Genomic DNA, 14,626 nt, shown 5'->3' with positions numbered 1-14,626 from the left:
CCCTTAAAAAGGGGGGCTTAGATTTATCCTTTACGTTTTTACAGATAGCGATTTCCGCAACCTCTAAAAAATAAGGTACTATGCTCCATTCCTCCTTTACCCCCTTTTTAAGGGGGTCGCCACAGGCGGGGGGATCTTATTTGAACAGTGTTGAAAGTCAATACGTTCTCAAATTAGAAGTTACCAGGATATGATTTAATGTACTTCTTGATAACTTTTGACCTTATCAGTTGCTTTGGGTAAACATTGCGAATAAAGACTGCATCCTTGGCAGCGGTTGCTGTAAACTGGTTTTGGTATTGCTCCTGTTTCTAGGAGATTTGTAACGTATTCAATAGTAGCGATCGCACTTTGCCGTAACTCTTGATTTATCTCTACTAATTGCCGTTGATGGGAGTGGGCATAATAAATATATCCAGTGTTAACTGGTTGTCCTGTCATTTCTTCTAAACATAAGGCTTGGGCGCAAACTTGCAACTCATCGTTATCCCATTCTCCTTTACGTCCTCGTTTATATTCGACTGGATAAAGTTGACCTGATTCTTCTTCAATTAAATCAGATTTACCAATGAGTTTATATTGCTCAGACTTTAGCCAAATTGCCCGAATCTGCCAAGTTTCTCCTCGCTGTACATCGCTTGTAGTGTGGACGCGATCGTGTAAAGTTGTGCCTTCAATTGTGTATTGATTATCGGTAAATTCCCCTGCACAAAACATCCGCCAGCAACGATGCGGACAATAGGCATATTGATTCAATGCCGCAATAGAAACATATTCCGTTTGATTCATAACTTAGGTGGTTTTTAAATGATTATTGAAATTATGGAGAATACAGCCGCCGTGTCATTCCCATACCCATAGTTGTTTTTCTCCCGACACCACTATATAAAGCAAAGTCAGCTAAGGCATTAATTTGCTTTTTTTGCATTGGTTCAATTTCTCCCAAAATCTTATAGGTAACTTCGCCAACAATACCAATAAATTTGCTGCGAGAATCGGCTAATATTTCTGTATGAATGTTAACAAAAGAAGGAAATATTGACTCGATCGCAATCTGAGATAATTCTATGCCACTGTATTTATTCCAGCGCGAAAGTAGGGAATTGAAAACAGATTCTCTGGTAGGAAGGGTAGTATCATACTGTCCTTGACGGAAGGCGGTAGGCGTGGAAAAAGAAAGGTTTATGGAAGAATTGCGATCGCTAGCTTCTTCGTATAATTGAGCATAAGTACTGGCATTTGCCCAAGGTTGAATAGATTGGGGTGTGCCTTGAATGCTGGTAATATACAAGTCAGCCGGGCCAAGATGCCAAGGGCGATTGGGATTAAGATTTAGCCAGAGTTGGGTAAGTTTGCCAAATAGAGTGTCATCTAATAAAGAGATGCGCCACCAACAAGGAGTCCCGGCGGAAATGGGTTGTTGATGTGAGTATTGCAATTTAGATCCCCCCCTACCCCCCTTCAAAAGGGGGGAGTTAGTTTGGAGAGGAGAAAGGGTGAAAGCTTTATCTGCGGTGGAATCGTGCAAGCGATCGCCTAATGTCATATCTACAAAACTAACGAGGGTTAAAAATAGGGCGTGGAGATGTCTACCGGTAAGATATTGTGGTGGAATAGGCGATTGAGGTAGCAAATTCAACACTAAACTATGAGGCATACTTTCTCTTTTTGGTTGTAGACTGAGTGCTTCTTGACTCTACAGTGTACTCAGGAATTTCCTGGAGTTCAGCTTCACTCAAACTATATTGTTCACAAACGAGACTTAGGCGATTTCCTGGGGTTTTGACAGCGTTAACCGAATGGGTTAAATCACCTTGAAAATAAACTAAAGTATTGAATTGGGGCTTAATCTGCCCAAGTTGGCGTTTGTGCGATCGCAATACCAGTTCTCCCCCTTCCATATCTGCTGGTAGTCGCACATAAAGGACGCTGACAACCGCAGGTGGTTCAATGGTTTTGCTGTAGGAACGTAAGGAGCGATCGATATGCGGATCGACGCGGGAGCCTTCCTTTAGCTGTAAAGGATTGAGGTAAAAAGCATTACAATTCGGCTGGAGAGCTAAATCTAGATAAGGTTTGAAGTAGGGAAACTGCTGTTCTACTTTTGCTAATCCCGAACGCTGAAATACTACAGAAAATCCTTTAGTGGCGACAAAATCGCGGTTGAGGTTGTTGATAGCAAAGTAAGAACAAGCTTGGATTTCTCCCCACAAGTTGTTTAGGTAATCGCTGGGGAAGGCGTTGGGTTTTTGTTGATAGTGTTTCACGATGGATGTGGGGAGCGTACAAAACTAGCAGGGTTAAAAATTGTAACGTAATTTGTGACTGGACGCTAGAACCTGCGAAAAAGAAAAAACGTAGTCAAGGTTTTAGGAATTAATTAACTCCGAAAACGATATTCTATCTTAACTGGGATTTTTAAGTTTTGAATGCCATCAAATTGATAGTATTGACCTCGTATTTGGACATTCTGAATTAAGCTAACTGGAGGCATATTCACAACATCATAGCTAATCACTTGATTAGTGAACATCACATCTAAAGGATTTAATGGATGTGTACAAGTGAATATACCTTCAGAAATTTTATATTTCGGTAATTGTTCTACCGTCACTTCAGCCTTGCTCATCCATTTACCCAAGCGAATCCACTTTGGTAGTTTGAGTTCTTTTTGGGAAATTACAAAAAACTCAAATTTGCTTTCTGCTGCTATTTCCTTCGCTCTCCCAAAACTGGGGATATTTTTCTGTGTTTTCTCCATTTCAACGTGGTAGTTGTTGTTAGCATACTTCCAGGTGTTGAGGATAGAAGAATGAGTGAGCGATCGCGCCGGAGTTACGTAAATTTCTTGTTGATTGAGTGGCGTTAAATGCTCCTCGTATTTTGGCACTTGTTCAGGACAAAAGTAACGATAAGAATGTTCTTCTGGAACAGTAGTAGAGTATATTTGGCTATCAACTAAACCCAGTGCATAACAAAGAGCGTAATTGTGAATTATTGCCTCTGTTTCATACAATCGCCCGATTTCACGAGTTGCGTAATAGAGGCTGTCATGTAACTCTAATTGACAACGGTAAATAAATACCATTACTCTTTCCCCGCTTTAGCCGCAGTTTTCTTTTTACTGATATGTTTTTTCGCATAATCTTTAGCTTCTGCATCAGCTTTTTGCAAAATTGACTGAATTCCTTTCTCACTTCCTGTTAGAGTCTTGACTTCATTAATTAGGGATACAAAAGCATCACCAATTAAATCTGTATGGACAATAAATTCATCAGCCATTAACGCTTCAATAGCATTTTTAGCAGCAGTGATTACATCATCTTCATCTAACGGATCGGGAGCATTTAAAGTATTATTAGATTTCATTTGATCATATATTGCCTGAGTCCAACGCAGGTTACTAGTAATTTCTCCATCAGCAAATACAACACCAATTAACTCATTTCTGACACGACCTGTACGGGTTGTTTGCGCTCCATAGTGGCGAGTTCGCAGAATGTTATTAAAAACGTAAAGAAAGCTAGCTTCAGTGGGGTCTTTCAAGGTGACAATACTAGGGAAGAAAACTTGCGGTCTAATATGGTCTTGTTGATTAATTCGACTGGTAACTTCACCTGGTTTAGAACCATTTTCACCCTTGGAAGCCATCGTGCCATTTTCATAGGGAGCGTTGAGGGTAAATGTTTCATGTGATTCATCAAAAGCTGTAATTGAAAATGCCGTGTCTACCACAACTTTCGATTTTTCTGAACCAGAGTCACCAATAGCAAATCCGTAAATGATGCAATCAGGATTATCCATTGCAAAATTCACGTTGTATTCGCATTCTTCAGCCGTCATTAATCCATAGTTACGGAGTAATTCCCGACCAACTAAACGCTCTGGAGTGGACTGTTTGCGCTTGAACATTGACAAACGGCTAATTGTGGTTTTGTCTTTAACTCCTGCTCTTACCCGTGCTTTATTCAGTTCTGCATCTGTCTGGAATAGTGGATAAGATTCAGTAATGCGAATGGTCAAGAAATGAACATATTTACCCATTGGTTTGTAAGGAATTTCAGCTTGAAAGAATTTTGATTCAACAGTTTTTAAAAGTGACATGATTGTTCTCCAAAGAATTATTTACTACTTATTTACGTTTCCAGCAAAAATGGCAAGGGTAAATCCCTATTCATTCTCGTTATCTATTTCCATAGATTTTTCATCTTTTACTGCGTTTTCCTTATCATCTTCTAGGCGATAAAGAAATTCGCAAGTATCACGGATTAAGTTGAGTTGACGACCAGCTAAACGAGCGCGATCGCCTGCAAATGATTTATCAAATACCTCCACTACAAAATACTTGGCAAAATCTAGAACAGCCTGCCGTTCTTGTTCTCGTTTGCTCATGATCCAGCGTCCTTCAGCAGTAGAAGAATGAACACGATCCATGAGTTTAAAAACTTCTGCTGCAACAGCCGCAACTAATGTTTCTCCCTGAAACACACTTGACTCAGCTTTGAGTATAGTTTCAGCCGCAATATCAACTGGTTTTAACACAGCATTAGACTTGGGATTATAACGCTTATTAGCTCGATAAAATATGCGGTATAAATCTGTTAATTTCTTAGGGTGATTTAAACTTGATGCTTCTCCCACAATTAATTGCTCCATATTATTGTCATATTTCACATAGGGGTCAAAACAAGGGTAAAAATGATAGGCATAAAGCCTGATTTTTTCAATTCGCGCTGTTTCCATTCCCTGATTACGTACCCAGCGATTGAGATAAGAAAAGACGTACAGTGGAGTGGTTTCAAAATCTTTAGCCAGTTCTGTAAATCTTCCCCAATTGGCATCGTAACCAGACTTACCTTGTCGCGCATTCACATCTAAATGAATTGCGTAAGCGGCGGTAAGCACATTTAAAGGCGCTGGGTATTGAATACCGTTTTCATTCCAACCTTCGAGGATGTAGTCAAGACGAAAGCGATCGCGCCTTACTAAAGCACGGAAAGCATGAGGCGCACTATCAAGTAAAACGCTTTCCTCAAATTCAGCCCCATCATTAAAGGGTGGAATTGGCGACTCTGAAACCACAGTTTTAACATCTAAAATCATCGGGAAAGCAAACGCTAACCAAGTTGGCATTACCCAAGATTCGGTATCCGTGCTGTCTCTTCCTGGTGGGAGCGCCATGAAGTAAAATGTTAAAGGCTGGTCTTCAGGATAGGAAAGCTTAAAGGTGCGATCCTTGTCACGCTGGAGGTTTTCATCGATTAAGAAACTATCTACACTTTGGTAGCGATCGCGCCCCAAATCCGCTTGTAAATCCTTACTGATAAAATGATTGCGAATGCCAGTATCAAAGCGAGTTTGAGCAATACCATTGTATGCTTTCTGCAAAAACTTGTTAGTCTCTGGAGTAAAGTAATAAGTAGGATAAAAGTAGAGATAGCGATATTTTCCATCTTCAAATCGTTTACCTACAGCTTGAGTTTGATTCATCAATATTTGCCTCAGCATCATCTCCACACCTGCAATACTAGAGATATTGCGTTTAGCGTTAGAACCTCCTAACATTTGCTTGTTTGTATAAACTTGAGGCGTAAATAAAACTGCTGATTCCATTTGTTCTGTAACCGTGTAAGCAGAATGAGAAATTGAGCAGATTAATTGTTTCCCTCGCCCTGCTTTTTTTGCAGCATTGTAATTACCTAACTCGTCTAGAAATGTTTCAACTTGAGTTTTAACAGATGGCTCTTGATTAGTGCCTGGTAACATCACAACTCGTTTTACCCAGAGCCTTAAATCATCCCAACCATCAGGTAATTGATATTGACAAATTATCGGAGAAATTAAGCTTGTCAAGTAATCAATGACTTTCTGACAAGTTTCGCGTACATCTTCAATTCCTGGATGATGTTGTAAATATTTAGCAGCCAGATAATACCATTCATAAGGTACTCCTCCGGTATTCCCCTTTAACTTGTTTTCTTTGAGACTTTCATTAATGCATTGAATTTCTCTAATTTGGGGTAAATATTCTGCTAAATTCCAAAATTCTGCAACCTTGTGAGTTAAATCAAAATCAGGAACTACTGGCAGCTTTTTATCTTTTTTACGAGCAGAATCAACGCGATTAACTGTCTCTTCCCAAATCTTCCGGCTAACTAAATCACCAAACTCTGCTATTTGGTCAATACGGATATCGTCTTCAAATTTGAAGTCATAATCAGCAGATAAAATATTTTGTTGCTGAAACTTATTCAGATTTTCGCTGCGACTTTTAGCGACAGAGCCTTTATTAGGATTTAAGATGCGTAATGTTGCATCTAAGGCTACTTTCATCAAGCCTATATCATCAAAAAATAAGTTGTAATATTCGGCATATTTCATGCCTTTGCCATCTCTACCAAATCCTGTTTGTCTGAGGCGTAATTGTCCAGCACAAAGCGATTTAATACTGTTAACTACACGGTTTGGTAAATCTTCCGGCGAGATAGTTGGAGCATTACGCGAAGCCAAGTAAATTACGCCTGTTGGCAGATATAACAAAGGTTCGTAGTAGATATCTTCATAAGTATTCAGACTGATATGAGCGTCAACTAAAGCATTATTCACTACATTAGTTAAAACACCACGATTCTCAGCAATGCTGTGATAGGTAAATTTCAACTGTCCATCACTTAAACTGTGGATAATTTCTTTGAGTCTAGGATGTTCTGCATCCTGGGGATGTTTAACAATTGAGGCGAGAGAATCAGCCAAACAAGTTAAATCAGATAAACTGCGAAGGGTACGGTCTTTGAGAACAGGATTTAGCCCGAATTCAGAAAAATTCCAGTTAGTATCCCAACGGCGTTGAGCATTATAAGCCATGCACAACAAATCATCTAGATACTCTCGATAAGCTTCAGGGTTTTCTGGATTTATAAAGTTATCCAGTCCTAACTGGTGAACTTTTTTATCAATAATTTCACGATGTTCTGTTAATGGTAGCTTGCGACAGTTTTCAGGTACATCAGGAAACTTTTCAAAATCATGTAAAATAAATCCAGCTATTACTAATCTGCGCTCTCGCTCTTTCACCACTCGCTGCACTGTGGTATTAAGCTTTTCTAAACGTTTCTCAATTAAATTAGCTGGGAATAAACCATTGAGTAAGTGAGTATTCAGTGATTGGTCAGCAGCATTATCTCGTCTGACTTTAGTTTTTCCTTCAGCTTCTCGCTGTTGGTCAATTTCATCAAAAAACTTACCGCCTTTCGCGGTTACACCAATGGCTATCCTCAACAGATTTGGTAAAACATACTCACCAAAGTCTGCCATTACCTTATCATCTGGATTTTGAGATTGAATAGCTTCACGCAATAGCTTAAGTGTTAATAATTCGCCTTCGGTTTCAATAGTGCGGTCTGAAGAATCGCCATCAAAACCAAAATCACCTGATAACCAATCATCATTAGACATTTTCAAACTCCATTTTTTTACTCCACGCCTTCTAGCAACTTGGCAACTTGCTCTGGAGCCGGAAGTTGATTTTTTAATTCTTGAGGCAACGTAGAAAACAGTTTATAAGTTGCTATACCAATTGGTTTATTCGATTCTCTCAGTGCATACTCAACAATAGTTTTATCCTTAGATTTGCAAAGAATAATTCCGATTGAGAGATTTTCGTCTGGGAATCGAGATAAATCATCTAAAGCCGCAAGATAAAATTGCATTTTTCCCACATACTCAGGTAGGAATTCTCCAGTTTTTAACTCAATCGCAACTAGACATTTTAATTGGCGGTGATACAGCAACAGGTCAATAAAAAATTCTTTATCGCTAACTTCTAAGCGATACTGACTGCCAACAAAAGTAAACCGCCCACCCATTTCTTGCAAGAATGGTTCAACTCTTGCCAAAATTGCCTGTTCTAGCTGGCGTTCGCTGTGTTCATCTGCTAGTTCCAAGAAATCAAAAGTATATTCATCTTTGACAGCTAGTTTTAATTGGTTACGGATTTCTGCTGGAACAGTTTTATCAAAGTTAGTCTGATTTAACAGAGTCTTTTCATAAGTTTGATTTTCAATTTGGTGAATCAAAACATTCTTTGTCCAGCCAAATTTACGAGTCATTCTAATATAAAACTCTCGTTCTAGTTCATCTTTGCACTTCTCTACAATGACTAGATTGTGACTCCATCCAATTTCTCGCACCATTGGTGCGAGTTTTTCATTGTTGACATAAGATTCATAAAAAAGCCTCATCCGCCAGAGGTTAGCAGCAGAAAATCCGCTAATTCCTGGAAACTCTGCTTGTAAGTCTTTTGCTAACTGTTCTACTATGGATTTTCCCCAACTAGCGCCCTGCTGTTGAGTAACAATTATCTGTCCAATGTCCCAGTAGAGGTTAATCATTTCCCGATTAACTGCTTTTAGTGCTTCGTACTGGGCTGAACGAATACGCTGTTTTATTTCCATTAGCAAATGTCTGTAATTGTTTGAAATGGGATTACTCATAAAGAAAAAGGTTCAACTCGCTCATGACTAACTAGCCGACGCGCATAGACCAAACAGGCTTGTACATCTTCCCGTTCTAACCAGGGATAACCTTCTAGCAAGGTTTCAATAGTATCTCCCGCCGCCAACATCCCTAAAATATGTTCAACAGCTAGGCGGCGACCTCGAATAATTGGTTTACCACCAAAAATTTTGGGGTTGACTGTGATTCTTTCCAAAAGTTTTTGTTCGTTCATTGTTTACCTTCAGAATGCTTAATTTTATTGACTATTTCCTGTGATTTGCAAAAAAGAGGGAAGCTTTAATAAAACTCATTGCTTTAAGATTTGGTGTTACCAGTGACTCGCTCAACCATCAGCTTTAAATCTGTTGGGGATAGAGACTACCTACGCCTGACCTTAATACCGCAAGCTGCTAATCAGCTTCCCTCTTAGATGGAGATTCTCTAATTTAGCTAGAGAAATGCCCAGATAAGCTATCGCATTAGTTATGCTGCCAATAACCGATACTGAAATTGGTTATGAGCAACTTTCCGCTTTTCAATTAAGTAGCCTTTCTTGCGAGCTTCAAACACCGTGTGTCCAAATCGCCAACTAACTTTTATAGCTAGTTCGTCGCTTGAATGCCACTTACCATCTTTGAGAAGTGAAATTAGTCGGTCAAGGTTTGTCAATTTAACAAGCATGATTATCACCTCCTTTAAAAACTTTGTCATACGAATACTTCAGCCAAAATCCTTGTTTTACAAGGACTTCAGGAATTTGTATAATCTGACGCTACATAATGCGATAGCTCTTGTCAAGCATTTAAATAAGGTCAGACTTATTCAACAAATGATAAGCGTTGACTTATTCAACCTTTTATGAAATCCTTGTATACATGGAGCTTTACGCGCACAAAAAATAATCCTTTGAAATCCCTATTAGGGATTGAAACGAATAAGTCTGTGCTTAAAACCGTAAGCTCTTGTCATAAATCAACTAAAATCCCTATCAGGGATTGAAACTTCAAGCAATCCACATCTCATCTCCTTTGCTTTTAAACGTGTAAGCAAGCGTATCCAGCAGCAGCGCAGAGTGACCAAAAGCGATCGCATAGGGCGCAGTAGCATCATGAAAGCTATACTGATCGCTGATGCCATAAATCTGAAAATTCATCGGTAGCCTTAGCCGCATCCGCACTTCAGCAAGAGGACGGCGAATCACGTAACAAACCAAACCTTCCTTTTTTAGGCGTTTGTTAATTTCCCCAACCCAATAGTTGTCAGGTTGCCAAATTTCCACACCAGTCAAAACCTGAACTTTCCAAGCGTCTGCAATTGGCTGCAAGTTTCCAGAATAGGTAAACTTCCAGTTCAGCCGTTCCTCTCGGTAAGAACGCAACTTCATAAATGCTAGACAATGAGCAAATCTACCTTTGGCGATGGGTTGTCCCGTGCGTTCTGCGGTTTCTTTGAGTGTCCGTATAAATCCCGCTTCCGTCCACATTTCAATTTCTAAATTTCCCAAAATCCCCGGTAAATCGTAGGTTTTAAACCTATCTGACTCGTTTTCTTCCGTTAAGTCATATAAACCACATTGCAAAGGACTTGAACCTCGAAAACTAGCAGCATCCTCAGCAATGGGATTTCCTGATTTACCAGAAAGCGCTTGCCAATCTTTCGCCCATCCTTGAATACGTCCGGCTTGTGACTTCAGACTTGTTTCAAATAATTGTTCACAGGCTTCTTGAAACTTGTCTCGGCTTTGGGCATACTGTTGTTTAATTGTGCGATCGCTCAATTGGTAATATAGCCAAAATGATTGCACAGCCCCCCAACGACGATAATAACCACGAAAATCGTTGATTTGTCGATAATTATCGGTAATGGTATTGTGAAAAGTGGGGCGATCGCAAATACTATTCACTTCTAACGGTGGAATATCCCCTTTAAACAAACGCTCTACCAAAAAGTTAGGAACTAGAGAAAAAGCTGTAAAATTCTCAAACTTAACTATCTGACCATCTTTTTCATATCCATCATGTCTTCCTAAGCGTCCTAAACGTTGAATAAAGTTACCTGCATCGGATGATTCAAAAATTAGGAAATTGATTTTGAAATCAACCCCAACATCAATTGTGCTAGTGCCAATTACCAAGTCAGCAGAAAGACTTCGCTCCTTTTCTCCTTTTCCCGATAGCCCTGTATTCTCTCCAACTTTCAATCCGTAAGGCTGTAAGATTTCCCGAAAAAACTGAGTTAGGCGTTTGACTGCTGCGATTGAGTTAAGGATAATTGCACCTTTACTTCCTGGATACTGCTGAAACTGAGCCAAAATCAAATCACTATTTTCTTTTAACCAGATTTCCGAAGCTTTAAATGACGGTTCTAAAGGAATAAAATTCAACGAAATTGTTCGCGCTACTTGCCGCCAGCCCTGTGTTTTCAGTTGCTCTCCTTCTTCTGGTGTATCAGGAAATTGATATTTATTTTGTTTTAGAGGATCAATTTCTTTACAACGAAATCCTGCTTTTTCTAATCGCCCAATTAAGTTTGTATCTGGTGTGGCTGAAAGAAACAGAAATTTTTTGCGGCGATTTGTACAGCGAATTAACAACATTGTGTTAATCACACTGGCAATTTGGGGAGCAGCAAAAACGTGGAATTCATCAAAAATAAATAGGTCAAAATCTTTATCAATTCTGCCCCATAGTTTATCTGGGCTATCGCCACGAATTATGTAAGCACCTCTATGCAGGTAATGAAAAATATCAGGGTTGGTTAATAATGCTTCTCTCTGGTTAGTAAGAGTTGCGATCGCAGCCCCTTTTTTCAATCCCTCATTTTCCGCATAAATTTCTAAATCAGCCCCACTCAGACGCACTACACGCGGCTGATTCTCTGGCTGGAATTGCTCAATATATCCTCTAATCTGCGTTTCTTGATCGCGGGCGAGTTCATTGGTTGGGTAAAGTCCGATCGCAGAAATTTCACCCTGAAGAACCTCTAAATAAGCCGCGAGACTTTTACCATCACCAGTCATCGCAGTGTTGAACACGACATCAATATTTGGATCGCGTAACGCTTCTAAAGTTGCGGCTTGATGCCAAGAAAGCAACCAATCTTTAGGTAATTTCACCCCGTCAGGTGTGGGGACGGTTTGCGAGTAAACAGGCTTGAGAGTAATTTTGTAATTTTCGGACATACACTTAAATAGTGTCCGTAACTGGTTGTTAAAAACTATATTGGCACGCAAAATAGAGATTGACAAGATTTATAAGTATAAAAGTGTCCGTATAAAAGATGAGTCGAAAAGGTCAATCTATTACACTGTCGATATCAGAACGTGATAAAGCGGAGCTAGAAGCGATCGCTCGTGAATTCGGTATGATGTGGGGAGAAGACCCTAACATCTCGAAGTTAATTAAAGCGATCGCTCAACGTAAGTTACTCATCGGTAACAATAACGATTGGAAAGAACCACGCATCAGGGCATTACATCGTTGTATCAATGCTTTGACAGACATCGGGCAAATTGAACAAGCCCAAATCATTGCAAACTTACTTCTCGAACGCAGCGAATTATCATTACCATTGCGAGGCGAAATTGAACGTTTCTTAGAAAATTTGCCCCCAGCTTGGCGATTACAAATAGATAACTACATCCTGCGAAACCAACCATTTCAGCTTTCTTATCAAGATGCAGCCGGATGCTTATTAAACTTCACTGTACGTCACGCCAAAGTTACACCCCACGAAAAGCGGCAATATCTTGATTGCTGGTGCGAAGAGACAGAAGGAAACTTTGATATACCAGAACTGGTTCACAACTGGAGTTTACGATTAGACAGGATTACTGAAGCTGCTGTCATGCCAATTTCTGGTGAATGGCGAAGTTTGGCTGAGATAGAAGTGGAAATGCATCTATTTGCTGGCTTGGCTTTTGCGTATCAAGCAAAACCAGAAGACAATATTAATGAGTGGATACCAGATAAAGCGCGAGTCCGGCGAGTTGTCAGGCGAGTATCTAGTACTTTTTGGTTTATGCGAGAAGTGATGCAGTATGCGCCAGATTGTGTAGTGATATTACCAGAGAATGTGCGCGATCGCCTCAAGCAAAAACTCCTCACCCTTTGCCAGTTATACGATATCGAAACCAGGTCTTAACTCTTTCCCTCTTCGTACTCGGAGAGGGACGATTTTACTACGTAAAACCAGGTAGAGGTTTTTTATAAAACTACACTTCCATAAGATGCACTCATGTAACCGTTGTCTGCGATCGCCTATAGCCATCTCCAATACGTAAGTAAGATCAATGACGTAATAACAAAGCTTCCAGAACTCAATTGTGAAAATTAAAGAAAAAAATAATTACTAATCGCCTAAAAATTCCGGTTTTTTTAGCTTTGGGATGATAAATAAAAATAATAGCGTTGAATGTCATGCTTCCCTCTGCGAAGGATTACTGAAATTCTTCGCTGCCTTCAGGATGACTACTCACCACCAAATAACATCTACCACCAATCAGTTTTTTGCTGGAGATTCTGCTACATCAAAAGGCTCTACCACAAAACTGGCTCTAGATGTATCTAAGTAACTATGCTGATAAAGTGTAAAGATGTCACCCGATCTAGGAGTGAATTTTAAAGCAATTGTAAAGGAATTTGTACCATTTTGGCAGGTTTTTATCGGAAAGATGGGATATTAGTAGATTGTACAAATCTTTATTGTTATTCATTATCTACCGAAAACTGCTAAGTACAACCAAATATCGACACAGATAAGTTTAAGTAATTTAACGAAGTAGGAAGTAATACATGGTATTATCACTGTCTTCTCATAACGTTATCCAGTATCTGCAAGAAGCGGGGCTGTGTAGCTCAGAAGATGACGCATCAGATAAATCTGAGTTGCCAGGAAGTAGTAAGAACAATTTCGATTTACTTGTGACTCTAGCAGATAATCGGAAACTGCTCATTAAACAAGAACGTAACGTTAAAAGCAATGACGGCGCTCCTCGTGAATTGTTTCAGGAGTGGCTATTTCATCAGTTGCTCCAGCAGTTTCCCGTTCTTGGCAATATTTCTGCGATGCCTACGGCGGTAAACTACGCACCGTTAGTAGTCCATTTTGACGAAGAAAATTCTATCCTTGTCCGCAACTACTTAAGTGAATATCGGGAACTTGCGACATTGTACCACAACAATGAGATTTGTCCACAAGAAATTGCTACTGCTATCGGCACTACTTTAGCGGGACTCCATCGCGCAACCTATAACCGCCGAGAATATAAGGATTTCATGGCAACTGCTCCCCAAGGAGAGTTTCGCTATGGCTTTTACAATCCGGCGCAAGGGGTAGAGTCAATTGGTCCGGAGATTTTTGGGAATGTTCCCACGGATGCGCTGAAATTCTATCTACTCTACCAGCAATCGGAGAGTTTAGAATCTGCGATCGCAGATTTGGCTTATGCCTGGAATCCTTGCTGCTTGACTCACAACAACCTGAAATTGAACAACATTTTGGTTCATTCCAGGTGGGAGAAACTAGACAATTGCCTAGTAAGACTAATTAATTGGGAAGCTTGTTCTTGGGGAGATCCAGCCTTTGATTTAGGAACTTTACTAGCAAGCTATTTAGGAATTTGGCTCAATAGCCTCGTAGTAGACCCCACGATTGATTTACAAGAATCTTTACATCTGGCGTTAACACCGTTAGAGAGTTTACAACCTTCTATTATTGCTCTAATTAGGGCTTATCTAAATGCTTTCCCCATGATTTTGTCATACCGTAGTGACTTTATTGAGCGCGTTATCCAATTTGCAGGGCTGGCACTAATTCATCAAATTCAGGATATGATTACCTGCCGAAAATCCTTTAATAATGCTGATATTTGTATGCTGCAAGTGGCTAAAAGTTTACTGACTATGCCGCAGCAAGGTGTACTAACTATTTTCGGGATATCAGAGTTAGAAATTCTTAACCCTGGGGGAAAAATTCATAAACTTCCTCAGTCTGTCAAAGAGCCACAGTTACTTCGTCTTTATTACGAAAAAACTCGGCTTCGTGGTTGCTAATAGCAGGCAACAGAACAATTATGAATTCTGGCTCCTGGCACCTGAATTTTGTTTTTTAAAATTTGATTTCTAAATTG

Annotated in this window: 12 protein-coding genes; 2 read left to right on the top strand and 10 right to left on the bottom strand. The window is 39.8% G+C overall.

Annotated elements, in window-relative coordinates:
- Positions 1 to 195 precede the first annotated feature (195 nt).
- The 10 genes from cas4 to cas3 form a co-directional block, all read right to left on the bottom strand.
- Positions 196 to 789: a CRISPR-associated protein Cas4 gene (cas4, locus tag V7K38_RS18295; RefSeq protein WP_334859820.1), complete on the bottom strand. Its 594-nt coding sequence runs from the start codon at positions 787 to 789 to the stop codon at positions 196 to 198.
- Positions 790 to 820: 31 nt separating this feature from the next.
- On the bottom strand, positions 821 to 1,657 hold the full coding sequence (cas6, locus tag V7K38_RS18290; protein WP_334859819.1) for a CRISPR-associated endoribonuclease Cas6: 837 nt from the start codon (positions 1,655 to 1,657) through the stop codon (positions 821 to 823).
- Positions 1,647 to 2,267, bottom strand: a complete 621-nt coding sequence (locus V7K38_RS18285) for a 2OG-Fe(II) oxygenase (protein WP_334859818.1) — start codon at positions 2,265 to 2,267, stop codon at positions 1,647 to 1,649. The genes cas6 and V7K38_RS18285 overlap by 11 nt, the downstream gene beginning before the upstream one ends.
- 113 nt (positions 2,268 to 2,380) lie before the next feature.
- Complete coding sequence (gene cas5d, locus V7K38_RS18280; RefSeq protein ID WP_334859817.1) at positions 2,381 to 3,088, bottom strand: type I-D CRISPR-associated protein Cas5/Csc1; 708 nt, start codon at positions 3,086 to 3,088, stop codon at positions 2,381 to 2,383.
- Complete coding sequence (gene cas7d / locus V7K38_RS18275) at positions 3,088 to 4,104, bottom strand: type I-D CRISPR-associated protein Cas7/Csc2 (protein ID WP_334859816.1); 1,017 nt, start codon at positions 4,102 to 4,104, stop codon at positions 3,088 to 3,090. Before cas7d ends, cas5d begins: the two co-directional genes overlap by 1 nt.
- A 66-nt stretch (positions 4,105 to 4,170) precedes the next feature.
- Positions 4,171 to 7,455: a type I-D CRISPR-associated protein Cas10d/Csc3 gene (cas10d, locus tag V7K38_RS18270; protein WP_334859815.1), complete on the bottom strand. Its 3,285-nt coding sequence runs from the start codon at positions 7,453 to 7,455 to the stop codon at positions 4,171 to 4,173.
- A 17-nt stretch (positions 7,456 to 7,472) separates the two neighbouring features.
- Positions 7,473 to 8,492 carry a PDDEXK nuclease domain-containing protein gene (locus V7K38_RS18265; RefSeq protein ID WP_334859814.1) on the bottom strand — a complete coding sequence of 340 codons (1,020 nt, stop codon included), beginning with the start codon at positions 8,490 to 8,492 and terminating at the stop codon, positions 7,473 to 7,475.
- Positions 8,489 to 8,728: a DUF433 domain-containing protein gene (locus V7K38_RS18260; RefSeq protein ID WP_334859813.1), complete on the bottom strand. Its 240-nt coding sequence runs from the start codon at positions 8,726 to 8,728 to the stop codon at positions 8,489 to 8,491. Before V7K38_RS18260 ends, V7K38_RS18265 begins: the two co-directional genes overlap by 4 nt.
- A 251-nt stretch (positions 8,729 to 8,979) precedes the next feature.
- Positions 8,980 to 9,177 carry a hypothetical protein gene (locus V7K38_RS18255; RefSeq protein ID WP_334859812.1) on the bottom strand — a complete coding sequence of 66 codons (198 nt, stop codon included), beginning with the start codon at positions 9,175 to 9,177 and terminating at the stop codon, positions 8,980 to 8,982.
- Positions 9,178 to 9,499: 322 nt separating this feature from the next.
- A complete protein-coding gene (gene cas3 / locus V7K38_RS18250; RefSeq protein ID WP_334859811.1) occupies positions 9,500 to 11,677 on the bottom strand; it encodes a type I-D CRISPR-associated helicase Cas3' in 2,178 nt (725 codons plus the stop codon).
- Positions 11,678 to 11,775: 98 nt separating this feature from the next.
- Here cas3 and V7K38_RS18245 point away from each other — a divergent pair, with 98 nt between their 5' ends.
- Positions 11,776 to 12,639, top strand: a complete 864-nt coding sequence (locus tag V7K38_RS18245; RefSeq protein ID WP_334859810.1) for a WYL domain-containing protein — start codon at positions 11,776 to 11,778, stop codon at positions 12,637 to 12,639.
- Positions 12,640 to 13,289: 650 nt separating this feature from the next.
- On the top strand, positions 13,290 to 14,549 hold the full coding sequence (locus V7K38_RS18240; protein ID WP_334859809.1) for an aminoglycoside phosphotransferase family protein: 1,260 nt from the start codon (positions 13,290 to 13,292) through the stop codon (positions 14,547 to 14,549).
- Positions 14,550 to 14,626 lie beyond the last annotated feature (77 nt).

This window comes from Nostoc sp., assembly GCF_036917465.1.
Lineage (GTDB): Bacteria > Cyanobacteriota > Cyanobacteriia > Cyanobacteriales > Nostocaceae > Nostoc.
The sequence above is the reverse complement of the archived record's forward strand: the minus strand, read 5'-3'. Positions and strand labels throughout refer to the sequence as shown.

What these genes read in the sequence shown, in the direction of transcription:
- cas4 (WP_334859820.1), bottom strand. Translation starts at nt 789, where the DNA reads ATGAATCAAACGGAATATGTTTCTATTGCGGCATTGAATCAATATGCC.
- cas6 (WP_334859819.1), bottom strand. Translation starts at nt 1,657, where the DNA reads ATGCCTCATAGTTTAGTGTTGAATTTGCTACCTCAATCGCCTATTCCA.
- cas5d (WP_334859817.1), bottom strand. Translation starts at nt 3,088, where the DNA reads ATGGTATTTATTTACCGTTGTCAATTAGAGTTACATGACAGCCTCTAT.
- cas7d (WP_334859816.1), bottom strand. Translation starts at nt 4,104, where the DNA reads ATGTCACTTTTAAAAACTGTTGAATCAAAATTCTTTCAAGCTGAAATT.
- cas10d (WP_334859815.1), bottom strand. Translation starts at nt 7,455, where the DNA reads ATGTCTAATGATGATTGGTTATCAGGTGATTTTGGTTTTGATGGCGAT.
- V7K38_RS18265 (WP_334859814.1), bottom strand. Translation starts at nt 8,492, where the DNA reads ATGAGTAATCCCATTTCAAACAATTACAGACATTTGCTAATGGAAATA.
- V7K38_RS18260 (WP_334859813.1), bottom strand. Translation starts at nt 8,728, where the DNA reads ATGAACGAACAAAAACTTTTGGAAAGAATCACAGTCAACCCCAAAATT.
- V7K38_RS18255 (WP_334859812.1), bottom strand. Translation starts at nt 9,177, where the DNA reads ATGCTTGTTAAATTGACAAACCTTGACCGACTAATTTCACTTCTCAAA.
- cas3 (WP_334859811.1), bottom strand. Translation starts at nt 11,677, where the DNA reads ATGTCCGAAAATTACAAAATTACTCTCAAGCCTGTTTACTCGCAAACC.
- V7K38_RS18245 (WP_334859810.1), top strand. Translation starts at nt 11,776, where the DNA reads ATGAGTCGAAAAGGTCAATCTATTACACTGTCGATATCAGAACGTGAT.
- V7K38_RS18240 (WP_334859809.1), top strand. Translation starts at nt 13,290, where the DNA reads ATGGTATTATCACTGTCTTCTCATAACGTTATCCAGTATCTGCAAGAA.